A 24,338-nucleotide genomic window follows, 5' to 3' on the forward strand; every position below is an offset into this window, starting at 1 on the left:
GCGGAGCCCCTGAGAGCCCCCGCGAGTTGGGTTCAGTCGAAGGCCGGGTCTTCGGTGCGGGTGCGCTTCAGTTCGAAGAAGTGGGGGTAGGAGGCCAGGGCTACGACTCCGTCCCAGAGCTTTCCGGCTTCTTCGCCGCGGGGGGTGCGGGAGAGGACGGGGCCGAAGAAGGCTGTGCCGTTGACGTGGATGGTGGGGGTGCCGACATCCTTGCCGACCTTGTCCATACCCGCGTGGTGGCTGGCGCGCAGGGCCTCGTCGTAGTCGGTGCTGGTGGCGGCCGCGGCGAGTTCGGCGGGGAGGCCGACCTCGGCGAGCGCGTCGACGATGACGGCGTCGAGGAATTCGGTGGTGGACTCCCGCTCGTATTCGGTGCGACGGTCGTGGATGCGGGTGCCCATGGCGGTGTAGAGGGGGGCGAGCACCTTGTCGCCGTGCTGCTGAGCGGCGGCGATGGCGACGCGCACGGGGCCCCAACCGCTGGCCATGAGGTCCCGGTACTGCTCGGGGAGGTCCTCGTGGTCCTCATTGAGGACCGACAGGCTCATGACATGGAAGCGGGCTTCGATATCGCGGACCTGCTCGACCTCCAGAATCCAGCGGGAGGTAATCCAGCACCAGGGGCAGAGCGGATCGAACCAGAAGTCGGCGGTGTCCTTCTTGCTCACGAGTGTTCCTTTCAGGGTGGGGCACGGACCGATGCGGGACCGTCCTGCCAAGGGCAACAATTCGCGATTGTGCCGATATTTCCTCCGATGCCACGCCGACGCGAGCTAGGGTCGTGAGAGCGGCCTGGTCATCGGCAGCGGCAATATCCGCGTCCAGGAAGGTGTCGGCAGTGACCACAGCATCCAGGTTCATAATCGCAGGTGGCGGGCTTGCGGCGGCTAAGCTCGCGGAAGCCCTGCGGAGCAATGACTTCGACGGCCATGTGACGTTGATCAGCGCCGAAGAGAAGTTGCCGTACGAGCGGCCACCGCTGTCGAAGGAACATCTACTGGGTAAGAAGTCACTCACCGACTTCACGGTGGATCCGGCGCAGTGGTATCGCGACCATAATATCGAAGTCCTGCTCGGCACGACCGTCACCTCCATCGACCGGACCACCAAAACCGTTGCGCTGCCGGATGGTACGACGCTGTCCTACGACAAATTGGCCCTGGCCACCGGATCTCGGCCGCGCCGACTACCGGTACCGGGTTCCGATGCCGAAGGCGTGTACACCCTCCGCTACATCGAGGACTCCGACGCGCTGCTCGCCATGTTCGGTTCGGCGCGCCGCCTGGTGGTGATCGGTGGCGGCTGGATCGGCTTGGAGGTGACCGCCGCCGCCCGCGCCGCCGGAGTGGAAGTCGTTGTGCTGGAGGCGGAATCGGTGCCCTTGAAGTCGGCACTGGGACCGGAGATGGGTGCGGTCTTCGCCGACCTGCATCGCGAGCACGGCGTGGACCTGCGGTGCGAGGTGCGGGTCGCGGAAATTCTCGTCGCCGACGGCAGTGCCACCGGGGTCCGGCTGGACGACGATACCCGGATCGACGCCGATGCGGTGCTGGTGGCCGTGGGCGCGCGGCCCAATATCGAATTGGCCGCCGACGCCGGACTCGCCACCGAGGGCGGGGTTCTGGTGGATGAGAGCCTGGCCACCAGCGATCCGGATATCGTCGCGGTCGGCGATATCGCCGATCAGCTGCATCCGGTGATCGAGCGACGAATTCGCGTGGAGCACTGGGCGAATGCGTTGAATCAGCCGGAGGTGGCGGCCAAGACCATGCTGGGTAAACCGGCCGTCTACGACCGGCTGCCCTACTTCTTTACCGATCAGTACGACCTGGGCATGGAGTACACGGGCGCTGTGTCGCCGCGCCAGGACACGCGGGTGGTGGTGCGCGGCGATCTGGGCAAGCGGGAGTTCGTCGCCTTCTGGCTCGACAGCGGCAATCGGGTACTGGCCGGCATGAATGTCAATGTCTGGGATGTCACCGACCGGATCAAGCAGCTCATCCTGAGCGGAGCAGCGGTCGATCCCGACCAGCTGGCCGATCCCGCGGCTCCGCTCTGACCGCAGGGGCACCCGGGATTCGAATCATGAAGTACATGCTGATCAAGACCTACAGCCCCACCGCCTACGGCGACACCCCCATCGGCGAGTGGAGTGCGGAAGATATCCAGGCGCACATCGATTTTCAGCGCGCCCTGGGCGAGGAACTCACCGCGGCGGGCGAATTGGTCGACGCCCGGGGCCTGGCAGGACCCGAACAGGCGCACGTCGTCTGCTCCGACGGTCGCTCCGCCCCCATGGTCACCGACGGCCCGTTCCCCGCAACCAAGGAGTTCCTGGCGGGTTTCTACATTATCGACGTCGAGAGCCTGGACCGAGCGCTGGAGATCGCCGCCCAGGCTTCGGCCGCACCCGGCCCCGGCGGAAAACCGCTCGGCGAGTACATCGAGGTGCGCGCGATCATGAGCGCCCCCGCCGCCGACCAGTGATGCGGACGGAACTCATGCCGCGGCACGAAAAGCGGTGGGGCTCATGCCTCGATAGCGTTTGAAGGCGGCGCTGAAGCCGAAGGGGTCGGCATAGCCGACGGCCTTGGCGACCTGCGCGACGCTGAGTTCGGAGTCGGCCAGGAGGTCTTCGGCCTCGTCCATACGGTATTCGGTGAGGTAGCCCAGGGGTGGGCGGCCCATGAGTTCGGCGAAGCGCTTGGCGAACAGGGCTCGCGATACTCCCGCTTCGGCGGCGAGGGAGGCCACGGTCCAGCTCCGGGAGGGGCTGCCGTGGATGGCTTGCAGCGCGGGGGCGACTACGGGATCGGCGAGGCCGCGGTACCAGGTCGGAGCACTGGAACCCGCGCTGGCGAACCAGGTGCGCAGGGTGCAGACCAGCGCCCAGTCGAGGAGCCGGTCCATGAGCGCCTGCGAACCGGCGAGGTGGGAGGCGCAGTCGACGGCCGCCTTCTCCAGCCAATCGCAGGTGTCGATGTCCTCGTGAATAACGAGTACCGGGGGCAGGGCGCGCAGCAGGCGATCGTGGCGACGGCCCGAGGCTTGGTACGCGCCGACAATGAGGGCGGTGGCGTCGGTGGACTCAGCGCCCCAATGGATTCCGGATATCTCCTCGGCCTCGCACTCGGGATCGGTTGCGAAACAGGCGATTTCGTATTCGATATGCGGACGGTCCAGCGAATCGGAGCGGTCGGCCAGGTGAAAGGGTTCCGGGCCGCGCACGATCGCGGTATCACCCCGCGCGACAACCATTTCGGTGCCGTCGGACAGCACCAGCGTGCCACCACCGCGCAGCACCGTGACCATGGTCAGTGGCGCGCGATCGGCGAAGCGAATAGTCCACGGCGCTTTCAACACGGCATGACTGACCGCCGAGCCCTCGGCGCGGATGCCATTCAGAAGCGAACTCACCGGATCCATACCCGATATCGTAGACGAACTCCTATCCATCGAAGCGTTTCACCCATGGATCGTCTACACATTCACCGGTGTACTGGACATATCGCCAACAGCCACCAGCACTGGTCAGGAGAATTCCTTGCACAACGGTAGTGAAACCACCGGTCGGACCGCCCTCGTCGTCATCGCCCATCACCGCTCCGATTCGCTCACCGCGCATACCGCCCGCCGCGCCACCGCGCAGCTGGAAGCGGCCGGATACCGCATCGACCTGCTCGATCTCCAGGCCGAGGGCTTCGATCCACGCATGACGGTGGAAGACCAACCGGAATGGGGAAACCGCGACAAGCCCTACTCCGCCGAGACGCAGGAGCACATGCGACGCATCCTCGCCGCCGATGTGGTCGTCACGGTGTTCCCCGTCTACTGGATGAGCGTCCCCGCCATCCTCAAGGGCTGGATCGACCGCGTGTGGAACTACGGCTTCGCCTACGGCCGCAGCAAGCCCCGTCTCGCCGGAAAGCGCATCCTCTGGCTGGGTCTCGGCGGCATCGCGGCCGACGACGCGGCCCTCCCCGATATGCAGGCCACCCTCGAAGCCCAACTCAACACCGGTCTCGCATACTACAGCGGCTTCGCCCACTCCTCGGTCGGTCTGCTTCCCAACGCCGAAGAACGGCGCCAGCGCCTCGACCCCGCAGGCAACTTCTACCTCGACGAGGCCGCAGCGGGTGCTCAACGCACCGCCCAGTACGCCGAATTCGACCGCCGCGCAGCCGAATTCGTGGAAGAGTTCCTCGCCGCCGACCGGGTGGCAGCCTGAACCACACCCGCCGGGCGGACATCCCAGATGGACAAGCGATCACCAGGAACTGATGGCGGCATCGGCCGAGTAACCTCCGCCACCAGTTCCCGGTCACCGCTACTCCGCGAAGGCCCCAGCGCGAGGCAGGGTCGAAACTGCCACGGCCCCCTCGGCGACGGCCCGGCGCGCCGCAAGACCGAAACCGCCACGCCCCCTCTCCGCCACAGCCCCGCGCGCCACAAGACCGACACGCTGCGGACGCTCGATGCCGGTTCAAAGGCGTCGCGAGCTTCGAGTGGTCGCGCCTGCGGCAAGATCCCTGACGGTTCGAGGGCGAAGCCCTTGGTCGCCCGCAGCAAGGCCTCTCGGGGGTTCGAGGGCAAAGCCCCTTGGTCGCGCCCGCGGCAAGGTCCCTGGGGTTCGGGGGCGAAGCCCCTGAGAGCCCCCGAGAGTTGGGTTACCCCCAGGATTCGCCGGTGATGAGTTCGTAGGCCTGGGCGTACTTCTCGCGAGTCACCTCGACGATATCGGCGGGGATTTCCGGGCCGGGGTATTCCTTGTTCCAGCCGGTGGAGGTGGACCAGTCGCGGACGTACTGCTTGTCGAAGGAGGGTTGGGGGCGGCCCGGGGCGTAGTCGGCGGCGGGCCAGAAGCGGGAGGAGTCCGGTGTGAGGACTTCGTCGCCGAGGGTGAGGATATCGCCGTCCCAGCCGAATTCGATCTTGGTGTCGGCGATGATCACGCCGCGGGCGGCGGCATGCTCGGCCCCGCGCGAGTACACCGAGAGGGTGAGCTCGCGCAGTTTCTCGGCGATCTCCCTGCCCTCCTGATTCACCACATCGTCGAAGGTGATGGATTCGTCGTGCCCGACATCGGCCTTGGTGGTGGGGGTGAAGATGGGTTCGGGCAGCTTGTCGCCGTCGACCAGGCCCTCGGGCAGCGGTACGCCGGAGACGGTCCCGGTGCGGCGGTATTCGGCCAGTCCGGAGCCGGTCAGGTAGCCGCGCGCGATGCACTCGACCTTCACCATCTTCAGCGGCTTCACCCGTACCCCGCGCCCGGCGAATTCCGCCGGGACATCGGTGGTGGACAAGATGTGGTTGGGCACATTGTCGAAAAGCTGGAACCACCAGTTCGACAGCTGCGTGAGCATCGCGCCCTTTTCGGGGATGGCAGTGGGCAACACCACGTCGTAGACCGAAACCCGATCGGACGCGACCAGGATCAGCGAATCGCCGTCCTCGTAGAGATCGCGCACCTTACCGGCGTGGATGTGCTTCACGAACTCCTCCTCGTACTGGGTGGGAAATGTGCGCCAAGAACCCGTCGGATGTCCAGGTGGGCCGCCCAACACCCTACCGAGGTGGCATTCTGGGCAACGGCACAGTCCTGGCGAACGACGAAGGAGTCCCCTTGTCCGCACCGAATCTCACCCGGGAACAGGCGATCGAACGCGCCGCGACGATCCGGGTGGAGAATTATCGCGTCGAACTCGACCTGACGGGGCAGCCCACCGGTTCCGACGCGGCCGTCAGCGAGAGGTTCTTCTCGCGATCGACGGTGACCTTCACTGCCACGCCGGGCGCGCAGACGTTTGTCGATATCGTCGCCGCCGGGGTGCGGTCGGCGGTGCTCAACGGCACCGCCGTGGATGTGAGCGATTACGACGAATCCAAGGGTCTGACGCTGACCGGCCTGGCCGAACGCAACGAGCTCATTGTCGAGGCCGATTGCGAGTACTCGCACACCGGCGAGGGCCTGCACCGTTTCGTCGATCCCACCGACGACAAGGTCTACCTGTACTCGCAGTTCGAAACCGCCGATGCCAAGCGAATGTTCGCCTGCTTCGACCAGCCCGACCTCAAGGCCACCTACGATATGGTCGTCACCGCGCCGCAGGATTGGGAGGTCATCTCCAATGGCGCGATCACCGATACCCACCGGGTCGGCACGGTGCTGCGGCACACCTTCGCGACGACCCCGCGTATGAGCACCTACCTGGTGGCGCTGATCGCCGGTCCGTACGCCAAGTGGACCGACACCTACAGCGATAGGCACGGCTCGATTCCACTGGGCATCTACTGCCGCGCCTCGCTGGCCGAATTCATGGACGCCGAACGGCTTTTCACCGAGACCAAGCAGGGTTTCGGCTTCTACCACGAGAACTTCGGGGTGCCGTACGCGTTCGGCAAGTACGACCAGCTGTTCGTGCCGGAATTCAATGCCGGTGCCATGGAGAACGCGGGCGCGGTCACCTTCCTCGAGGATTATGTGTTCCGCTCCAAGGTGACCCGTGCCTCCTATGAGCGCCGCTGCGAGACCGTACTGCACGAGATGGCGCATATGTGGTTCGGCGATCTGGTCACCATGCGGTGGTGGGACGATCTGTGGTTGAACGAGTCGTTCGCCACCTTCGCCTCGGTCATGTGCCAGGCCGATGCCACCGAATACACCAGTGCCTGGACCACTTTCGCGAATGTGGAGAAGTCCTGGGCGTACCGGCAGGACCAGCTGCCGTCCACCCACCCGATCGCCGCCGATATCCCGGACCTGCATGCCGTCGAGGTGAACTTCGACGGAATCACCTACGCCAAGGGCGCTTCGGTGCTCAAGCAGCTGGTGGCGTACGTGGGCCGGGAACCGTTCCTGGCGGGTCTGCGCGACTACTTCGCCGAACACGCGTACGGCAACGCCACTTTCGATGACCTGGTGGGTGCGCTGGAGAAGGCTTCCGGTCGCGACCTGTCCGATTGGGGCGCGCAGTGGCTCAAGACCACCGGCCTCAATATCCTGCGACCGGAATTCGAGGTCGCCGACGGCAAATTCACCTCGTTCACGGTTGTCCAGGAGGGCGCGACGCCAGGTGCGGGTGAGCGGCGTATGCACCGCATCGCCGTCGGCGTCTACGACGAGCAGGATGGAAAGCTGGTGCGCACCAAGCGCATCGAACTCGATCTCGACCCGGCCGAGCGCACCGACGTGGCGGAGCTGATCGGAGTGGAGCGCGGCAAGCTGGTGCTGGTCAATGACGACGACCTCACCTACTGCTCACTGCGCCTGGATCCGGAATCCCTTGCCACGGTGACCGATCGCATTGCCGATATCGCTGAATCGCTCCCCCGCACCCTGTGCTGGTCGGCGGCCTGGGAAATGACCCGGCAGGCCGAGATGAGGGCCCGCGACTTCGTGGCCCTGGTGCAGCGCGGTATCGGCACCGAAGCCGAAATCGGGGTGGTGCAGCGACTTCTCATGCAGGCGCACACCGCACTCGGCAGCTACGCCGACCCGACGTGGGCGGCCGAAGCCGGTTGGCCCGTATTCGCCGACCGCCTGCTGGAACTCGCCCGCGAGGCCGAGCCGGGCTCGGACTACCAGCTGGCCTTTGTCAATGCCCTCACCGGCGCGCTGCTCTCGGCCCGCCACACCGAGGTGCTGCGCGAGGTCCTCGACGGCGACCCGGCCACCGTCGGCCTGTCCGGCCTCACGGTCGATACCGACCTGCGCTGGCGACTCATCCAGGCTTTGGCGGCCGCCGGTGAAATCGACGCCGACGGCCTCGAATCCCCGGTCATCGACGCCGAATTGGACCGCGACCCCACCGCCGCGGGCCGTCGCCAGGCCGCCGCTGCCGCCACCGCCCGCCCCCAGGCTCCCGTCAAGGAATCGGCCTGGGACAAGGTGATGAGCGACGATTCGCTCCCCAATATCACCGCCCGCGCCATTGTCGGCGGCTTCGCCCCCGTCGGTCAGGGCGCCCTGCTGTCCTCCTATGTGGAACGCTACTTCGCCGAAATCGGCCCAGTCTGGGACCGCCGCTCCAGCGAAGTGGCCCAGACCGTAGTGATCGGCCTCTACCCGCACTGGGAAATCTCCAACGAGGCCGTCGCCGCGGCCGACAAGTTCCTCAGCGGCGACCACCCGCCCGCCCTGCGCCGCCTGGTGGTCGAGGGCAAGGCGGGTATCGAGCGCTCGCTGCGCGCCCGCGCCTTCGACGCGCAGTAGCACCGAGCGGCGCGCACCGCCCCCGCGCCTGAAAACCGCTGAAGCGGCCTGGATTCCACATCCAGGCCGCTTCTCGGCTATTCGAACCCGTTGCCCCGGCGTGCTTCCGGCCGGGATCCACACTTCCCTGAGCAGTAGTGATTCCGGACAAGAGCCCGCCGGAATGACGAGGGCCTGCCCCGGCAGAGCGCGTTGCACCGCACCGATTGTTCGAGTCGGCCCGGGCCGACGGATTCGGAACTCTCAGTGCTGGTGGTGGCGCACCACCGGCCAGTCGATATCGGTATCGACGGCCTTGTTCAGGTAATTGGTGAACACATTCAGCGCGACACCGGCGATGGTCTCGACAATCTCGCCATCGGTCAGACCCGCCGCGCGGGCGGCCTTCAGATCGGACTCCTCGACACCGCCCCGGGCGCGGACCACCGCGGTGGCGAAGGTCAGTACGGCCTCGGCCTTCGGGTCCGAGGACCGGCCGTGGCGGTTGGCCTCGATCTCGTCGGCATCGAGCTTGGCGATATTGGCGCCGATGTAGGAGTGCGCGGAAAGGCAGTAGTCGCAACCGTTTTCCTCGGCCACCACCAGTGCGATGCGCTCCCGGGTGGGAGCCGACAGCGCGCCGCCGGCCAGGGCGCCGGAGAACCCGAGGTAGGCCTCGAGTACGGCCGGGCTGTTCACCATGGCCTTGGTCATGTTCGGGGTGACACCCAGGGCCTTCTGTACCCCGGCGAGCAGGTCGGCGGCCTTGCCGGTGGCGGTGTCGGGCTGGATCAGGGGCAGACGGGACATGATGAAACCTCTTCTTGTAGTGAATGTTTGGAGCGCGAGCGCCCAATGCCGATCCGTTCTAACCGGCCATCGATCTATAGAAGGTTAGAGACTTCTGGATCATTCCCGATCCGCGAAATTTTTTTTCGCGATCGCGAACGGTCGGAGAAACCCGACGTCACAGCGCTGCTGTGAGCAGATCTGCTCACAGCAGCGCGGCGAGATTTTCCGGGTGCCGCTCAGGCAGCGTGGTCGTATGGCACACGATGACAAGACGCCGATGTTCAACTGGCGCACCCGCGAACAACTCTTCAGTAGAAGGGTTCTGGTGCTCGACGGGGCACTCGACGACGACAATGGGACGCTGCTGATGACACAGATGCTGCAACTCGCGGCCGAGGACGCGGAGGCGGGGATCTCGCTGTGGATCCACTCCCCCGGCGGCTCGGTTCCGGCCATGCTCGCCATTCGCGATGTCATGCGCCTGGTGCCGTGCGAGGTGTCGACGCTCGCACTCGGATTGGCCTGCAGCGCAGGACAGTTCCTGCTGTCGGCGGGCAGCCGTGGCCGCCGGTACGCCCTGCCGCACGCGCGGATTCTCATGCATCAGGGCTCGGCTGGAATCGGCGGCAGTGCGGTGGAGGTCGAGGTGCAGGCCGACGATCTGCGGCACACCGTACAGACCGTGCTCGGGCTCATTTCCGAGGACACCGGGCAGCCGTACGACCAGATCTTCGACGACTCCCTGCACGACCGCTGGTTCACCGCCGAACAGGCGCGTGAGTACGGCTTCATCGACGGCATCGTCGACTCGTTCTGGCAGGTCGTTCCGCAGCGACAGAAGGTGGGAATCTCATGACCAGCTACACGATTCCGAATGTCATCGCCCAGCATCCGCACGGTGAGCGCATCATGGATGTCTACTCGCATCTGCTCACCGAGCGCATTGTCTACCTCGGCACCCCCATCGATTCCGGTGTGGCCAATGCCCTCATCGCCCAGCTGCTGCACCTGGACGCCGACAGCGCCGGCCAGGAGATCAACCTCTACATCAATTGCGAGGGCGGCGATCTGACCGCCATGCTCGCCATCTACGACACCATGCAGCACCTGCAGTCGCCCGTCGCCACCACCTGTGTCGGCCAGGCCATCGCGGTCGGCGCGGTCCTACTGGCAGGCGGCGCGTCGGGCCGACGCTCCGTGCTCCCGCACGCCCGCATGGTCCTGCACCAGCCCGCCGCCCAGGGCCGGGGCACCATCCCCGACCTCATCCTGCAGGCCGACGAACTGGTCCGCATGCGCGCCGAAATCGAATCCATCCTGTCCAAACACACCGGCCAATCCGTGGAAACCCTCCGCCACGACACCGACCGCGACCGCGTCTTCACTGCCCGGGCGGCCATCGACTACGGCATTGTCGACCGCGTCCTGGAAGCGCGACCCGTCTGATCGAGCCGGCCCGCCGCACTCCGGGGTGGTTTCGGCCACGGTCCACACCGCGCGGCACCTACGCCGGGGGAACGGGCACCGGCGAAACCACACCGGAATGGCGGTATCGGCGGCCCGCCACTACGTCGAGGGTACGAGCACGGTCACATCGTCATCCGGCACGCTTTTGGCCGGGATCCATCCACTTCGCGGCGACGGCTCCAGGTGGATTCCGGCCAAAGCACGCCGGAATGACGGATGAGTACGCCCGAGGCCAATGACGGACGTGAGTACGCCGCAGCCAATGGCGGACGTGAGTACGCCGCGCCCCTTTGGCGGACACCGCACTGGGCCGCGAGAAGCAAGACTTGGCTATCGAGTGCCTCGCGCAGGTCTGTGGCGGCTAGGCCGCGAGGAGCAGGCCCGGGTACGGGTTGCTCGCCTGCGGGGCGACCGCGCGCGTGAAACCGGCGGGCCGGTGGCGGACCAGATCATCGGCGACCTGCTGGATGAGTCCGCCGAGCGAGGTACCGAGAGCTCCCGCCATCGCGGCGATCATCTCGCTGGACGGCTCCTTGCGGCCACGCTCGACCTCGGAGAGGTACTGCGGGGAAACCCCGGCTCGCCCAGCGGTTTCGACCAGGGTCTCGCGCTGTTCCTGTCGCAGCTCGCGCAGGCGTTGGCCGAGCGCCTCACGCCAGAGGGGTTCGCGCACAAGCTGTGGCCGGCGTCCGCGCGAAGCCGGTGGCTGCCGGTCACCCGGAGTCAGCGGCCGCGGTTCGCGCGCAACTGGTGGCTGCCGGTCACCCGGGAGCACCGGCCGCAGTTCGCGCGGAGCCGATGGCACCAGGTCCGGTGCGGACTGTCGCTCGGATCGCCGCGACCGGCCATCGCGGCCGCCGGGGATCGCGCGCAGTCGGGGTAGGTCGGCTTGCGAAATCTCGGCGCTCGGATGCTCGCTCATAATCGGAGCGTACGACCGGACCGCCTTACCGTGCCCACTCATCTGCTCTCGGCGAACAGCGACGCCGGATTTGGGCGTCGTCATCTGCGTCGACATGATCGATCCCGGACCGGCGCACGCCACGGTCGCGGGCGCGGACCGGACGCCGCGCGGTGGCGGGTCCGGCGGAGCACGCGGCGGGCGCGGACGAGTACCGGCAGCCCGAGAAACGTCGCGCCCTGCGGTCCCCGCACCGGCTGTGAATTCGAAGGCGCTGCGGACCCGAAAGGGGGCGCCGAGTACTCCCGGCGCCGCGGCGGACGCGGCGCCGGTGGAAACTACACGCGGCCGATAGCGGCGGCCATCACGCGGATGGCGGAGACCAGGCCGTCGATGAGGTCGCCCTGCCGGAACGAGCTCAGCGCGGCGGTGGCGCCCAGCTGGCAGACCCGGTCGTTGGCGCGGTCGGCGACAGCGCGCCCGGAGCGCACCTCGACGGAGTTGGTATTCGGGTCGACGGCGATGAGCACCGAACGCACGGCCTCGGGCGTGCTCGGGAAGAGCTCGTCGGCACCGGCGGCGGAATCGGCACCGAGGTCACCGATGAAGATATTGAATCGCACCTTGGTGCTGCGCGTCGCATCAGTGAGGGCGTTATCCATCAGCAGCCGCTCGTGATCGCTGAACGGCACCTCCTGGAATACGGCACCGGCCTCATGCACGCCGGAGACGCGTCCGCTCACGGTCACCGCATAGCCGTGCGGTAGATCGGCCTCGTTCACCGCAGGCCAATTAGAACTTGCCACTTGCCCGGCCTCCGATCAGGTCCGCCTCGGCGGATTCGATTGCCGCATGGTTGCCATGCGCCTCAGCAATATCGTGGTGACCACTGCCGGTCACCTCGTCGGTCGCGCTCCACAGCACCGGCGGCTGGGTCCACTTGTCACCGAGCGCGAAGTGCTTCGGCTTCTGGCCGGGAAGCGGCTTGCTGAGGAACGACAAACCAGCGATCACCAGATAGATCGCCAACGGGATGCCGACGTAGATCAGCACTGTCTGGAGAATGCTCACGGATCAACGGTAGTCGATGCTCGAAGCGTCACCGCCGACCGGTGAGCCTGTACGCGGACGTGTCGTCGCGCAACCGGTTACACCAGCCATACAGTCGAATTTGCTGGAAGTTTTCTGGCAGAAATCGGAGCGCTCGCCAGCAACACCTCCCCAGCGGGCAGGGTGATCGGTGCGTCCGTGCCATTGAGCACACACACCAGGCCGCCATCGCGCCGGAAAGCCAGACAGCCCGGCGGACTGCCGTACCATTCCAGCCCCGGACCAGCGAATTCCGGGCGCCCGGCCCGTAATTCGATCGCCATTCGATACAGCGACAGCATGGAGTCGAGCCGCTCCAGTTGACTCTCCACCGTCAACCCGGCCCAACGCGGCGGCAACGGTAGCCACGGCCGACCGGTACTGAACCCGAAGGGCGGTGCGGTGTCCTCCCACGGCAGCGGTACCCGGCAACCATCGCGTCCCCGAACGGTGTGACCGGAACGTTCCCAGGCCGGGTCCCGCAGCACCGCCTCGGGTAGATCATCGACATTCGGCAGACCCAGTTCCGCGCCGTTGTAGACGAATACCGCGCCCGGCAAGGCCAATTCGAACATCATCATGGCCCGCGCCCGAGCCTGCCCGAGCCCGCCGCCGCCGTAGCGCGTCACCTCGCGCTCGATATCGTGATTGGACAGTGTCCAGGTGGGCGTCGCCTCGACCCCGACCACCGCGGCGAGGGAATTATCCACTGCGGCTCGGATCTCGTCCGCCGCGAAGGGCGTCTCGGCCAGGCGGAAATTGAAGGCCAGATGTAGTTCGTCCGGGCGGACGTACTCGCCGAAGCGGATGTTGTCGTTCACCCATACCTCGCCGATGGATACCGCGTGCGGATACTCGTCCATCACCTTGCGCAAGCGACGGTGGATCTCGTGGACGGCCGGATTATTGAAGCGCGGATCGCTGTCGTCGTGCACCAGCATGCGGGTGTCGACATTCGACATATCAGGCAGGCCTTCGGGTTTGGCCATGCCGTGCGCGACATCGATACGAAAACCGTCGACCCCGCGATCCAGCCAGAACCGCATGGTCTGCTCGAAGTCCGCGGCGACCTCCGGGTTCTCCCAGTTCAGATCCGGCTGCTCGGGAGCGAAAATATGCAGAAACCATTGACCCGGCCGACCATTGGCTTCGATCACCCGGGTCCATGCCGGACCGCCGAAGACACTCGGCCAATTATTCGGTGGCACAGCACCATCCGGCCCACGGCCGTCGCGGAAGATGTATCGGTTCCGCTCCGGGCTCCCCGGCCCGGCGGCCAGCGCCGCCCGGAACCACGCGTGCTGATCGCTGGTGTGATTGGGCACCAGGTCCATGGTGACCCGCATGCTCCGCAGGTGCGCCTCCTCGATTACCGCGTCCAGCGCTGCCAGACCACCGAACAGCGGATCGATATCGCGCGGATCGGCCACGTCGTAACCACCGTCGGCCATGGGTGAGCGCATGACCGGGCAGATCCACAGCGCGTCCACCCCGAGCAGCTCCAAATAGCCGAGCTTCTCCCGCAATCCACCCAAATCGCCTACGCCGTCACCGTTGGAGTCCGCGAAGGAACGCGGATACACCTGGTAGAACACGGCCGACTGCCACCACGGCGCCTGCGCTATCGCGGCGCCGGGCTCGGCTGAAATGTCTTCCACAGCCGTAGTGTGCCAAAGCAAACCGACTCGTGCGGGCATGTCGGCCACACTCGATCAGATTCAGCTACTGATCAGTTGTTGACGAAGATCGCGGAAACGCTCTGAGCTTCAGTGTTTTTTACGACAGGAATTCAGAAGGGCGAGTTCATGAGCGAATTCGCGGCCATCTCCAAGTAATCCAACAGCTGCTTGCGGTGCACGTCGTCTAGCACCTCCGGCTCGATCTCGGCCACCGCGATGTGCATGGCCCGCAGCCACGCGTCGCGCTCGATCGGCCCCACCTTGAACGGGTGATGGCGCATCCGCAGCCGCGGATGCCCGCGCTCGTCGCCGTAGGTACGCGGACCGCCCCAGTACTGCTCGAGGAACATGCGCAGCCGACGCTCGGCCGGACCCAGATCCTCCTCCGGGTAGAGGGGACGCAACACCTCGTCCGCGGCCACCTCGCGATAGAACGCAGCGACGAGCCGCTGGAAGGTTTCGGCCCCTCCGACCGCCTCGTAGAAGGATGCCGCTGTCTGCTCGTCGGAAGTCACAGTGTTCATTCTGCCTGCGTCGCGCCACGGCGGGGTTCGCGGCCCCGCGACGTCGGATTCCAATGGTTCGACCACCGCGCTGGGACGCGCTTGACCAGGTATTCGACATCGTCATGGATTGTTCATCCGGTTGTGCCCAACAATGTGTGAAATCACCGTGCAATCAGCGGCGTTCCATGGTCAACTGGGTGGCAGTCTGCCGAGTTACCACATACTCCAGCGAATACGAATTCGGGGTTGATCATGAAGCAGCGGCGAAGCGCCAGGCATGAGGCGCGGACACACCGACAACTCCAGCCCGCCGACGTCCACAATCGTGGGTCGGGGGCTTCTCCGCTGCATGTCATTTCCGAACATTCCTATCCGGGTGCACGTCATGACCACGCACATCGCACCACCGATTCCGTTATTACCGGTTCCAGCTGGGCCAAACGCCGGGTGCTGCTGCTCAACGCCACCTACGAGCCCCTGACCGCGCTCTCCGCGCGCCGCGCCATCGTGCTACTGATCTGCGATAAGGCCGATGCGGTGCATGAAAACCCCGAAGGCCCCGTCGTCCATTCCGCGGGCACCGCCGTCGCCCTTCCCTCGGTCATTCGATTGCGCACCTATGTGCGCGTCCCGTATCGCGCCCGGGTGCCGATGACCCGCGCCGCCCTCATGCATCGCGACCGCTATCGCTGCGCCTACTGCGGTGGCAAAGCCGAAACCATCGACCACGTCATTCCGCGCAGTCGTGGCGGCGCCCATTCCTGGGAAAACTGCGTCGCCTCCTGCGCCCCCTGCAACCACCGCAAGGCCGACAAGATGCTGAGCGAACTCGGCTGGACAATCCGACATCAAATGGTGGCGCCGAAAGGCCCGCACTGGCGACTCCTGTCGGCCACGTCGGACTTGGATCCGGCGTGGTTGCAGTACCTTGGCGAAGAAGTCGCCTGAACCGGGAGTGCAGGCCCGCGCAGATCTGCGGTAACCCGGCATTCTGGTCCACAAAACCCGTCTTTCCGACGGGTTTTGTGGTTCTGGTCCGCGTAACCCGTCATTCCGGCGTGTTTGTGGCCGGAATCCACTGGCGGCTGCTGGACTGCGGAAGTAGGTGTGGATCCCGGCCAAACGCACGCCGGTATGACGAGGGCGGCACGCCGGAATACGAGGTGGGATGGCCGGGCGTCAGCTGTATTCGCTGATGAGCAGCGCCCAGGTGCCGGGCTCGAGTGCCTCGAAGACGTGGGGCATATCACCGGGATAGCAGATGTAGTCGCCGGGATTCAGTTCCACGGGGGCGTCCGCGTGCCCGACTTTCGCGCGACCCGCACCCATGATGATGTGCTCGACCACACCGCGCATATGCGGATCGGACTCGCGGGGATGGCCGGGTTCAGCGGTGACGCGGTAGACATCGCGGCGGGCGTTGGGCGGGGACGCCGACAGCAGTGTCGTCCGGTACTCCGCCTGCGCGGAGGCGAGCACCGCGCCCTCGCCCGCGCGAATCACCTGCACCTGTGGGCGTGGCGGATCGAGCAGCTGAGAGAATGGCACATCGAGCGCGACGCAGAGCGCCCAGAGCGTTTCGATGCTCGGATTGCCGGACGCCGATTCCAATTGCGACAGAGTCGATTTGGCGATTCCGGCGCGCTTGGCGACCTCGCTCAGCGAGAGCCCGGCGCGGGCACGCTCGCGACGCAGGGCGGCGGCAATCGCTTCCTGTGGTGATGCGGGCGCGGTGCTGTCGTGCTGATCCATAACGGGTTCACACAGTACCGGGTGCGGCTCGCGGGTCCTTTGACGAATCGACCCTTCTTCGTTCACTATAGACAACATGCGTTCGATATGGCGAACACTGGATCGGGGTGTGCTTACCGGTATCGCGGCGATCAGCCTGGCAGTCGCCATGATCGGCGTCTCCTACGGGGCCACCGCCGTCACCTCTGGATTGCCGGTCTGGCTGCCGATTCTGCTCAGCGTCGCCGTGGTGGCGGGCGGAGCCGAGTTCGTCTTCATCGGGATTATCACCGCGGGCGGCAGTCTGATCGCGGCCGTGCTCGCGGGTCTGCTGGTCAATGCCCGCCACCTGCCCTATGGGCTCTCGGTCCCCGATGTCGTCGGTTCCGGATGGCGTCGACTGATCGCGACCCACGTCATGAATGACGAATCGGTCGCGCTGGCGCTGGCCCAACCCGATCGCGACCGCCGCCGGGCGGCGTACTGGCTCTGCGGGCTGGGAGTATTGATCGCCTGGCCCCTCGGCGCGGCGATCGGCGCGATTCTCGGCTCAGTTGTGCCGGACCCCAACGCATTCGGGCTCGACGCGGTTTTCCCGGCGGTACTCATGACGCTGGTGCTGCCGTCGCTGCGCGAACCTCTCGCGCGTACAGCGGCTCTGGCGGGGGCAGCGGTCGCGGCCATGACGACGCCCTTCCTCGGGGCGGGGGTGCCGGTACTCCTGGCGCTGGCCGCGGTCCTCCTCGTTGTCCGCCGCGCGGGCGACGATGGGTCGGCTGATGGCATATCCGCCGGGGACGTTTCGGCAGAGGCCGCGTCGTCGGAGAGCGCATCCGCTGACGATCCACTGGCAGACAAATCGTTGACAGACAAGGTGTTTGCCAACGAAATGTTCGCCGACGAAGTGTTCGCCGGAAAGGCTTCCGCCGGAAGGATCCACGCCTCATGACCAAGGCGCTACTCGCGGGAACCCTCGCACTTGCCTTGGGCACCTACGCATTCCGCTTCGCGGGCCCGGTCCTGCGCCGCCGCATGAATATCTCGCCCCGCGTGGTGCGACTGCTCGAGATCGCTTCGGTGGTGCTGCTCACCGCCCTGGCGGTCACCACCCTCATGCCCTCCGGAGAAGGTCACGCGGGCTTCGCCCTCCCCGCCGGTGTGCTGGTCGCCATCGTCCTCGCCTGGCGACGCGCACCCCTGCTGGTCGTCATCCTGTCCGCCGCGGTTGTCACCGCCCTCCTACGCCTCCTCGGCGTGCCCTGAGTCGGTAAGGGTTCAGGGGAAGAACTCCGAGATCGGCAACAGCTGACGGTGGGCCAGCGATCCCATCCCCCGGCGCTGCCCACAACGGAATACCGAGATTGAAATCACGACCTCGCCCAGCCAACTTGGCCATTCCGGCACGTCCGCCTTGGTCATTCGGGCATATCCGCCCTCGTCATCCCGGCACGTCCACCCTCGTCATCCCGGCACGTCCACCCTCGTCATCCCGGCACGTCCGGGATGACGGGACTGCGCCGATACCGCGCATTCCAGCCTCAGTAGTCCTCGGCGGCCGGGACCACGCCGTCAATCCTCAGTAGTCCTCAGTGGCCGGGACCATGCCCTCAGTTCGGGGTCAGCGGGAAGGCTGGTCCCCTACGGCGGGCCACCGAGCCGTAGCGGGCATCAAGTCGCAGCCACGTTCGGGCGGCTCGGACTCGGACGATCTCATCGGCAGGAATGCGCCGCGAGTCCGTCTTATCACCGCCGTGCGGGATGAAATCCATTGCGGCGAGCGCGAAGACGACGCGCATGGGGACCTCGACGCTTTCACCCGCACCGGAGACGGTGAGGACGGTTTGGTCCAGCAGCGACGCGGGCGGGCCGTGATTGCTGCCGTGCTCCTGGGCCACCTCGGCCCCGCGCTCGGCCAATTCGACCAGCATGCGGGCCGGGACGTCGTCTACGTGGACGAATCCCGAGGCGGGTGGCAGGGCCGTGCGCCAGGCGGAGTCCATTGAATAGCCGAGGTCGATGGGATTGCCGGATTCCGGACCGTGCAACCCGGACAGCACCGTGTCGCCACCGATGGTGACGTCATCGACGCTGAGGTCGCCGACGACCGTGCGTACTGCCAGGGCTTCGAAACCGGTAGCGGCCCAGGCGGATACGTAATGATCCCCACGACGGCGCAGTCGAATGACCACGGCCGGGTCCAGCCGCACCGCGCGAGAGATGAAGGTGGCCAGATTCTCCCGCTCGGCCGGATCCGGAATATGAAGTGTCGGTTGGCCTACCATCGCTGTCGCGCTCGCGTCAGTCGGGCAGCCACGTGGCCAGATAATCGCGTTCGCCCGTGGTGAGGCGGCGTAGTCGCTGGGTGTCGATATCGAAGGCGGCGAGCTGGGTGGACGCCACCACCGCGGGACGCGACAGCGGGTCGGCACCGGCCGGACGCACCTCGTAGGCGACGGTGAAATCCACCGCGCGCAGCTGCGAGACCCACATGGAGACGTCCAATGGCGAATCCTCGTGGCGCAGCTGGCCTTTGTACTGCACATGCAGGTCGGCGAGCACACAACCCGCCCGCAGCGCGACGGTGGGCCGATCGTCGAGGAACAGCCACGGGATCCGCGCCTCCTCCAGCAAGGTCACCATGCGGGCATGGTTGATGTGCTGAAACGCGTCCATATCGGACCAGCGCACCTCGACCTTGGTGTGGAAGCGCGGCGGCAGCGTCGCAGCCGCCGTCCCCGCTCCATTCAGCGAACCGACACTCGTCAACGCGGTACCTCCGATTGCGCGCCCACCCCGCTCACCATGCTGCGCACCTGCCGCGCCGCGACCGACAGCGTGGCGAGGTCGTGGGTTCCGGACTCGAACAGCTCCGAGAGGGCGGCGCGAGCGCGACCCAGTCGTGACTGATTTTTCGATTCCCAGTATGCAATCTTTTCCTCGGCTGTCTCCTCCGGGTCACCCGCGGAGAGCACATCCAGGGTCAGTGAACGCAGCGAGCCGTACATATCGTCGCGCAGCGCGAGGCGGGCCAGCGCGTGCCAGCGATCGCCACGTTCCAGGTGGCTGACCGCCTGCAACAGCCAATCGATCTTGAGGTGATCGTTGAGCGCGTAGTACAGCGCACCCACCTCGTCGCCACCGCGATCGGTGATATCGGCGATATCGATCACATCCAGCAGCGGGAAGAGATTCAGCAGCCCGAGCACCTCGGTCGCCAACTCCGCCGGCGCACCGCGACCGATCAGGTCCTGCGACTGCACATTGAGGGCGTCGATGTGATGGCCGCGCAGCCACCCCGGCACCTTCGGCGACAGCGTGCGCACCGAGGAGGCGTAACGATGGATCTCCGCACCGACCGCGATGGGCTGCGGGCGATTGTTCAACAGCCACCGCGACGCGCGGTCGAGGGTGCGCTTGGTCTCCAACTCCAGCGCATCCTTGACCGCGGTGGAGACGTCCCCCGCCCGAATGCGTTCCCAGACCGCGTGCAGATCGAAGATCTGGGTGGCGGCGGTAAAGGCGCGCACCGAATCCGAGGCGGTCGCCCCGATCTCCTCATTGAGCCGGTGGGCATAGCTGATTCCGCCCAGGTCGACCACCTCGTTCACCAGCATGGTGGTGGTGATCTCCCGACGCAGTGGATGCTTCTTGATGGCCGCGCCGAACCGGTTGCGCAGCGCTGTCGGGAAGTAGTGCGGCAGTCTCGCGGCGAAGTAGGCGGTATCGGGCAGCTCGCCGTCCAGCAGATCGGTCTTGAGCGAAAGTTTCACGTGCGCCATGAGATTCGACAGTTCCGGCGAGGTGAGCCCGATCCCCTGCTCGTGTCGCTGCTTCAGCTCGACATCCGACGGCAGCGCCTCCAGCTCCCGGTCCAGCCCGCGCCTCTCCTCGAGTTCATGGATGACGCGCTTTTGCACATTCAGCATGCGCGGCGCTTCGGCGCGCGACATGCCCATCAGGTAGTTCTGAGAGACGTTGTCCTGCAATACCAGTCGCGAAACCTCATCGGTCATGGAGGCCAGCAGCGGATTACGTTCGGATTCGGCCAGTTCGCCGCTGCTCACCAGGCCGTCGAGCAGTACCTTGATATTGACCTCGTGGTCGGAGCAGTCCACACCCGCCGAATTGTCGAGCGCGTCGGTATTCATCTTGCCGCCGTGGCGGCAGAACTCGATCCGACCCAGCGCGGTCACACCGAGGTTACCGCCCTCACCGATCACCTTGACCCGCAAATCGTTGCCATTCACCCGCAACGTGTCATTGGACTTATCACCCACCTCGGCATGGGACTCGGTACTGGCCTTGATGTAGGTACCGATACCGCCGTTCCACAACAACTGCACCGGAGACTTCAAGATGGCGCGCATCAACTCCGGCGGCGACAACGCCGTCACCCCAGCCGCCACACCCAGTGCGACCCGGGCCTGTTCACTGATCGGCACCGATTTCACGGTCCGATCCCACACCCCACCGCCCTCACTGATCAGCGAACGGTCGTAATCGAGCCACGACGAACGCGGCAACGCGAACATCCGCTCCCGCTCCGCGTAGGAGGTAGCGGGGTCCGGATTCGGATCCAGGAATATATGGCGGTGGTCGAAGGCCGCGACCAAGCGGATGTGCGGCGACAGCAACATGCCGTTGCCGAACACGTCACCGCTCATATCGCCGATACCGACAACAGTGAATTCCTGTGTCTGGGTATCGATATCCATCTCCGCGAAGTGGCGCTTGACGCTCTCCCACGCACCCTTGGCGGTAATACCCATCGCCTTGTGGTCATAGCCCGCGCTACCACCGGAAGCGAACGCGTCACCGAGCCAGAAGCCGTACTGCTTGGCCACATCATTGGCGATATCGGAGAACGTCGCGGTGCCCTTATCGGCGGCGACCACCAGATAGGTGTCATCGCCGTCACGGCGCACCACCCGGTCGGGCGGAATCACCGCACCGGTGGCCCGATCGACATTGTCGGTGACATCGAGCAGACCGGAAATGAAGGTGCGGTAGCAGGCCACGCCCTCGTTCTGCAGGTTCTGCCGATCCACCACCGGATCGGTGGTGGCGGCCGGGGGCTGCTTCACCACGAAACCGCCCTTGGCGCCCACCGGGACGATGACCGCGTTCTTCACCGCCTGCGCCTTGACCAGGCCCAGGATCTCGGTGCGGAAGTCCTCCAGACGATCCGACCAGCGCAACCCACCACGCGCCACCGGACCGAACCGCAGATGCACGCCCTCGACCCGCGGCGAGTACACGAAGATCTCGAATTGTGGTCGGGGCTTGGGCAATTCGGCGATCTCGCGCGGTTCCACCTTGAACGACAGGTACTCGCGCGGCTGGTTCTCGAGATCGGTGACGTAGTAGTTGGTGCGCAGGGTCGCCTGGATCAAGCCGAGAATCGCGCGCAGGATGCGGTCGGCGTCCAGGCTCACCACATCGTCGATCCGGCGGTGTACCGCGGCCTCCAGATCGCGGACGTGTTCCGGATCGGCGGAATCGGGATCGAAGGCGGCCGCGAACAGATCTACGAACAGCTGCGCTACGTCCGGGTAGGCCAGCAGGACGCGGGTGATATTCGCCTGGCTGTACGGAAAACCAGCCTGCTGCAGGTACTTCGCGTATGCCCGCAGGATGGATACCGACCGCCACGGCAGGGCGGCGCGCAACACCAGTTCATTGAGGCCGTCCGCCTCGGCGCGGCCGTACCACATCGCCTCGAACGCCTCGGTGAATCGCTCACGCAGCCCGCGCACCTGTTTGTCCAGGATATCCATGCGGTCGGCCGACTCCACCAGCTCGGCGTCCATATTCCGATCCATTGTGCTGCGCATGAGATCGGGCCGAGCCAGCAGTCCGAAGTCGTAGATCCAGCGCTCGGGACCGCGGTCGAGTTCGATCTGATACGGCCGCTCGTCCACCACCTCCACGCCCAGGCTCTGCAAGACCGGCAGCACCTGGCTCAGTGAGACGCCGCAGCCACCGATGTAGAGGCTGAAACGCCATGAGCCGGGCTCGGAATTGGAGCGCCGGTACAGGTGCTGGTCGATACCTCCGTCCCGCAAATGGTGCAGCCGAACGATATCCGCCATCGCCCGTACCGAACCGAAATCCTCTTTGTAGCTTTGTGGGAACGCCTCTGCGTAGTGCGTGACGACCGCGGGGTCGAGTACCGAGGAATTGGCGACCTCATCGTTGAGATGGTCTTCCCAGGTACGACTGGCCTCGGCCAGCAGGTGCTGGATGCGCAGCCGATTCGCCTCGGAGGTGTCGGCGGCCGAACCCTGATCGGGCAGGCGCACCGTGAAATACACGCTGGCGAGCTCACTTTCGGACACCCGCGCCGAGTAGTCGATGGAGACGCCGCCCAGTTCGCGCACCAGGGTGTCCTGCATTTCCAAACGCACCGCGGTGGTGTAGCGGTCGCGCGGCAGGTAGACCATGCAGGCCACGAATCGGCCGTAGCCGTCCATCCGCATGAACAGCCGAACCTGGCGGCGCATGCCGACATTCAGGACCGCGCTGGCGGTGCGGCGCAGGGTGTCGGTGTCGGAGGAGAACAGTTCGGTGCGCGGGAACGACTGGATGACCTCGAGCATCTCCTGACCGGAGAAGGAGTCCAGATCGAAGCCGCTGGTTTCGATGACCGCGCGCACCCGGCGTTCGATGACCGGGATATCGAGCACGTTCTCGTGCATGGCGGTCACGGTGAAGACGCCGATGAACAGGTGTTCACCGGTGACCACGCCCGCCTCGTCGAATTCGGCGACGCCGACGAAGTAGGGGTAGACGGCGCGGTGCACGGTGGCGGGCACCAGGCCCTGGGTCAGCATGAGCAGCGGCTGATCGCCGCTGTTATCGGGGACGCGGAAGTCGGTGCCGACGTTGGGTCGCAGCACGCCGAGGCTGGTGTCGGCGCGAACCACCGACTTGGTCTGCCCGTCGAGGGTGGTGCGTTCGTAGCGGGCGTAACCGAGGACGGTGAAATGCCCATCTGCCAACCAGCGCAACAGATCCGCGCAGTCGTGCAGATCGGTGGGCGCGAACGGGGTGGTGCCGTTGGAGGCGGCGGCGTCGAGTCCGGCGGCCACGCCCTCCTGTGCCTCCCGCATGGCCTCGGTATCGCCGATGACCTGTCGCACGTCGACGAGCACATCCGGAATGGCGACCTCGACCTTGTCCAGCAGCTCTCGGCTGGTCGAGGGGTGCAGCTGGACGTGCATCCAGGATTCGCGCAGTCCGGTGGCACCATTGCCGTCCACCTCGTGCGGGACCGCGGTGGTGAGCAGGCCCTCGCTGTCCCGGGAGACCTCGAAGATCGGGTGCACCACCTCGCTGACGCTGATGCCCATGCGACTCAGCGACGAGGTGACCGATTCCACCAGCAGCGGCATATCGTCGGTGACCATCTGGATGGCCGCGTCGAGTCCGGAGTCGTCATCGGGGTAGTAGACCTTGACATTCGCGCTGCCACGGGGGCGGCGCATCGCCAGTTCCACGTGGCTGCGGAAGATCTGGGTCGAGGTCGCCGGTATCGCGCAGTCCGCGTCACCAGCGTCCACGTGTCGGAAATACGCCTCCTCCAGGGTCACCAGATTGCCGCGCAGTGACGCGGGCAAACTCGCAGCCCAGGCAGCGCTGGACAATTCGGACGAGACAGTCATTCCCGCCATCTCCCTCGGATTCGGTTCCGTAACAATGTGACGCCGGTCCCGAGAGTAGCTGGGCGCGGGATGCGCCGGGCTCAATTCCTCTCAATGCCGTGCCGCGTCGCACGGAACCGACAAACCGGGCGGTGCGGACTTAACTACCGCGCTACCGAATCGCCAGGTGACGTACGACAAACCTTGTACTTGAACGGATTTCGCGCAGTCGTGCGTATGCGAAATCGCTGAGTTCGCTCTTCGATTGCCGGTTTACCAGACCAAGCGCCCGAGCGCCACCGGCAACCGTAGCGCCCCCGGCAACCATTCCCTCGCCCA

22 protein-coding genes and 1 pseudogene are annotated in these 24,338 nt (G+C 65.9%); 9 read left to right on the plus strand and 14 right to left on the minus strand.

The window, feature by feature from the left end; translation table 11 throughout:
• Positions 1 to 32: 32 nt before the first annotated feature.
• Positions 33 to 668 (minus strand): mycothiol-dependent nitroreductase Rv2466c family protein, encoded by a 636-nt coding sequence (locus NU1_RS22185; protein ID WP_157552806.1) that lies wholly within the window; start codon positions 666 to 668, stop codon positions 33 to 35.
• A 170-nt stretch (positions 669 to 838) separates the two neighbouring features.
• On the opposite strand from NU1_RS22185, the gene NU1_RS22190 reads away from it, so the two are divergent.
• Complete coding sequence (locus NU1_RS22190; RefSeq protein WP_067523746.1) at positions 839 to 2,059, plus strand: NAD(P)/FAD-dependent oxidoreductase; 1,221 nt, start codon at positions 839 to 841, stop codon at positions 2,057 to 2,059.
• Positions 2,060 to 2,085: 26 nt separating this feature from the next.
• Positions 2,086 to 2,487, plus strand: coding sequence for a YciI family protein (locus NU1_RS22195; RefSeq protein WP_170264324.1), 402 nt, complete (start codon positions 2,086 to 2,088; stop codon positions 2,485 to 2,487).
• 12 nt (positions 2,488 to 2,499) lie between these two features.
• Here the strand turns inward: NU1_RS22195 and NU1_RS22200 are convergent, their stop codons facing one another.
• Positions 2,500 to 3,426, minus strand: a complete 927-nt coding sequence (locus NU1_RS22200) for an AraC family transcriptional regulator (RefSeq protein WP_212762045.1) — start codon at positions 3,424 to 3,426, stop codon at positions 2,500 to 2,502.
• A gap of 118 nt (positions 3,427 to 3,544) precedes the next feature.
• Between NU1_RS22200 and NU1_RS22205 the strand changes: the two genes are divergently transcribed.
• Complete coding sequence (locus NU1_RS22205; RefSeq protein WP_067523748.1) at positions 3,545 to 4,228, plus strand: NAD(P)H oxidoreductase; 684 nt, start codon at positions 3,545 to 3,547, stop codon at positions 4,226 to 4,228.
• A 439-nt stretch (positions 4,229 to 4,667) separates the two neighbouring features.
• Here NU1_RS22205 and NU1_RS22210 read toward each other — a convergent pair.
• A pseudogene (locus tag NU1_RS22210) lies at positions 4,668 to 5,498 on the minus strand (phosphoribosylaminoimidazolesuccinocarboxamide synthase); the annotation flags it as partial.
• Positions 5,499 to 5,623: 125 nt separating this feature from the next.
• Here NU1_RS22210 and pepN point away from each other — a divergent pair.
• Positions 5,624 to 8,212 (plus strand): aminopeptidase N, encoded by a 2,589-nt coding sequence (gene pepN, locus NU1_RS22215; protein WP_067523794.1) that lies wholly within the window; start codon positions 5,624 to 5,626, stop codon positions 8,210 to 8,212.
• A 243-nt stretch (positions 8,213 to 8,455) separates the two neighbouring features.
• Here the strand turns inward: pepN and NU1_RS22220 are convergent, their stop codons facing one another.
• Positions 8,456 to 9,001 carry a carboxymuconolactone decarboxylase family protein gene (locus NU1_RS22220; protein WP_067523750.1) on the minus strand — a complete coding sequence of 182 codons (546 nt, stop codon included), beginning with the start codon at positions 8,999 to 9,001 and terminating at the stop codon, positions 8,456 to 8,458.
• 235 nt (positions 9,002 to 9,236) lie between these two features.
• Here NU1_RS22220 and NU1_RS22225 point away from each other — a divergent pair, with 235 nt between their 5' ends.
• A complete protein-coding gene (locus tag NU1_RS22225) occupies positions 9,237 to 9,839 on the plus strand; it encodes a ClpP family protease (protein WP_067523751.1) in 603 nt (200 codons plus the stop codon).
• The gene (locus NU1_RS22230) at positions 9,836 to 10,429 is read left to right on the plus strand and encodes a ClpP family protease (protein ID WP_067523752.1); all 594 of its coding nucleotides are present in this window, start codon (positions 9,836 to 9,838) and stop codon (positions 10,427 to 10,429) included. The genes NU1_RS22225 and NU1_RS22230 overlap by 4 nt, the downstream gene beginning before the upstream one ends.
• A gap of 382 nt (positions 10,430 to 10,811) precedes the next feature.
• On the opposite strand, the gene NU1_RS22235 is transcribed toward NU1_RS22230, so the two are convergent.
• From NU1_RS22235 to NU1_RS22255, 5 genes are all read right to left on the minus strand, one after another.
• Positions 10,812 to 11,372: a helix-turn-helix domain-containing protein gene (locus tag NU1_RS22235; RefSeq protein WP_084521711.1), complete on the minus strand. Its 561-nt coding sequence runs from the start codon at positions 11,370 to 11,372 to the stop codon at positions 10,812 to 10,814.
• Between the two features lie 317 nt (positions 11,373 to 11,689).
• A complete protein-coding gene (locus NU1_RS22240) occupies positions 11,690 to 12,157 on the minus strand; it encodes a DUF5130 domain-containing protein (protein ID WP_067523753.1) in 468 nt (155 codons plus the stop codon).
• Complete coding sequence (gene ctaJ / locus NU1_RS22245; protein ID WP_067523754.1) at positions 12,144 to 12,422, minus strand: aa3-type cytochrome oxidase subunit CtaJ; 279 nt, start codon at positions 12,420 to 12,422, stop codon at positions 12,144 to 12,146. Before ctaJ ends, NU1_RS22240 begins: the two co-directional genes overlap by 14 nt.
• Positions 12,423 to 12,499: 77 nt before the next feature.
• Complete coding sequence (locus NU1_RS22250; RefSeq protein WP_084521712.1) at positions 12,500 to 14,137, minus strand: glycoside hydrolase family 13 protein; 1,638 nt, start codon at positions 14,135 to 14,137, stop codon at positions 12,500 to 12,502.
• Between the two features lie 92 nt (positions 14,138 to 14,229).
• The gene (locus tag NU1_RS22255) at positions 14,230 to 14,643 is read right to left on the minus strand and encodes a globin (protein WP_067523797.1); all 414 of its coding nucleotides are present in this window, start codon (positions 14,641 to 14,643) and stop codon (positions 14,230 to 14,232) included.
• A 234-nt stretch (positions 14,644 to 14,877) separates the two neighbouring features.
• Between NU1_RS22255 and NU1_RS22260 the strand changes: the two genes are divergently transcribed.
• Positions 14,878 to 15,573, plus strand: coding sequence for an HNH endonuclease (locus NU1_RS22260; RefSeq protein WP_170264325.1), 696 nt, complete (start codon positions 14,878 to 14,880; stop codon positions 15,571 to 15,573).
• Positions 15,574 to 15,804: 231 nt separating this feature from the next.
• Here the strand turns inward: NU1_RS22260 and NU1_RS22265 are convergent, their stop codons facing one another.
• Positions 15,805 to 16,377 (minus strand): helix-turn-helix domain-containing protein, encoded by a 573-nt coding sequence (locus tag NU1_RS22265; RefSeq protein ID WP_067523755.1) that lies wholly within the window; start codon positions 16,375 to 16,377, stop codon positions 15,805 to 15,807.
• Between the two features lie 76 nt (positions 16,378 to 16,453).
• Between NU1_RS22265 and NU1_RS22270 the strand changes: the two genes are divergently transcribed.
• The gene (locus NU1_RS22270) at positions 16,454 to 17,305 is read left to right on the plus strand and encodes an AzlC family ABC transporter permease (RefSeq protein WP_084521702.1); all 852 of its coding nucleotides are present in this window, start codon (positions 16,454 to 16,456) and stop codon (positions 17,303 to 17,305) included.
• Complete coding sequence (locus NU1_RS22275) at positions 17,302 to 17,619, plus strand: AzlD domain-containing protein (RefSeq protein WP_067523756.1); 318 nt, start codon at positions 17,302 to 17,304, stop codon at positions 17,617 to 17,619. The genes NU1_RS22270 and NU1_RS22275 overlap by 4 nt, the downstream gene beginning before the upstream one ends.
• Before the next feature lie 12 nt (positions 17,620 to 17,631).
• Here NU1_RS22275 and NU1_RS41660 read toward each other — a convergent pair whose 3' ends face one another.
• The 4 genes from NU1_RS41660 to NU1_RS22290 form a co-directional block, all read right to left on the minus strand.
• Positions 17,632 to 17,775 carry a hypothetical protein gene (locus tag NU1_RS41660; protein WP_157552812.1) on the minus strand — a complete coding sequence of 48 codons (144 nt, stop codon included), beginning with the start codon at positions 17,773 to 17,775 and terminating at the stop codon, positions 17,632 to 17,634.
• 188 nt (positions 17,776 to 17,963) lie between these two features.
• Positions 17,964 to 18,638, minus strand: a complete 675-nt coding sequence (locus tag NU1_RS22280; RefSeq protein ID WP_067523757.1) for a DUF8185 domain-containing protein — start codon at positions 18,636 to 18,638, stop codon at positions 17,964 to 17,966.
• A gap of 16 nt (positions 18,639 to 18,654) precedes the next feature.
• Positions 18,655 to 19,122, minus strand: coding sequence for an acyl-CoA thioesterase (locus tag NU1_RS22285; RefSeq protein WP_281221262.1), 468 nt, complete (start codon positions 19,120 to 19,122; stop codon positions 18,655 to 18,657).
• The gene (locus NU1_RS22290) at positions 19,119 to 24,020 is read right to left on the minus strand and encodes an NAD-glutamate dehydrogenase (protein ID WP_067523800.1); all 4,902 of its coding nucleotides are present in this window, start codon (positions 24,018 to 24,020) and stop codon (positions 19,119 to 19,121) included. The genes NU1_RS22285 and NU1_RS22290 overlap by 4 nt, the downstream gene beginning before the upstream one ends.
• Positions 24,021 to 24,338 lie beyond the last annotated feature (318 nt).

Source organism: Nocardia uniformis NBRC 13702, from assembly GCF_001613345.1.
In the GTDB taxonomy this organism is placed as follows: domain Bacteria; phylum Actinomycetota; class Actinomycetes; order Mycobacteriales; family Mycobacteriaceae; genus Nocardia; species Nocardia uniformis.

Bases quoted from the DNA above. Each gene is read 5' to 3' on its own strand.
- NU1_RS22195 (WP_170264324.1), top strand. From the start codon at position 2,086: ATGAAGTACATGCTGATCAAGACCTACAGCCCCACCGCCTACGGCGAC.
- NU1_RS22200 (WP_212762045.1), bottom strand. From the start codon at position 3,426: ATGGATCCGGTGAGTTCGCTTCTGAATGGCATCCGCGCCGAGGGCTCG.
- NU1_RS22220 (WP_067523750.1), bottom strand. From the start codon at position 9,001: ATGTCCCGTCTGCCCCTGATCCAGCCCGACACCGCCACCGGCAAGGCC.
- NU1_RS22225 (WP_067523751.1), top strand. From the start codon at position 9,237: ATGGCACACGATGACAAGACGCCGATGTTCAACTGGCGCACCCGCGAA.
- NU1_RS22230 (WP_067523752.1), top strand. From the start codon at position 9,836: ATGACCAGCTACACGATTCCGAATGTCATCGCCCAGCATCCGCACGGT.
- NU1_RS22235 (WP_084521711.1), bottom strand. From the start codon at position 11,372: ATGAGCGAGCATCCGAGCGCCGAGATTTCGCAAGCCGACCTACCCCGA.
- NU1_RS22250 (WP_084521712.1), bottom strand. From the start codon at position 14,137: ATGCCCGCACGAGTCGGTTTGCTTTGGCACACTACGGCTGTGGAAGAC.
- NU1_RS22255 (WP_067523797.1), bottom strand. From the start codon at position 14,643: ATGAACACTGTGACTTCCGACGAGCAGACAGCGGCATCCTTCTACGAG.
- NU1_RS22260 (WP_170264325.1), top strand. From the start codon at position 14,878: ATGAAGCAGCGGCGAAGCGCCAGGCATGAGGCGCGGACACACCGACAA.
- NU1_RS22265 (WP_067523755.1), bottom strand. From the start codon at position 16,377: ATGGATCAGCACGACAGCACCGCGCCCGCATCACCACAGGAAGCGATT.
- NU1_RS22270 (WP_084521702.1), top strand. From the start codon at position 16,454: ATGCGTTCGATATGGCGAACACTGGATCGGGGTGTGCTTACCGGTATC.
- NU1_RS22275 (WP_067523756.1), top strand. From the start codon at position 17,302: ATGACCAAGGCGCTACTCGCGGGAACCCTCGCACTTGCCTTGGGCACC.
- NU1_RS41660 (WP_157552812.1), bottom strand. From the start codon at position 17,775: ATGACCAAGGCGGACGTGCCGGAATGGCCAAGTTGGCTGGGCGAGGTC.
- NU1_RS22280 (WP_067523757.1), bottom strand. From the start codon at position 18,638: ATGGTAGGCCAACCGACACTTCATATTCCGGATCCGGCCGAGCGGGAG.
- NU1_RS22290 (WP_067523800.1), bottom strand. From the start codon at position 24,020: ATGACTGTCTCGTCCGAATTGTCCAGCGCTGCCTGGGCTGCGAGTTTG.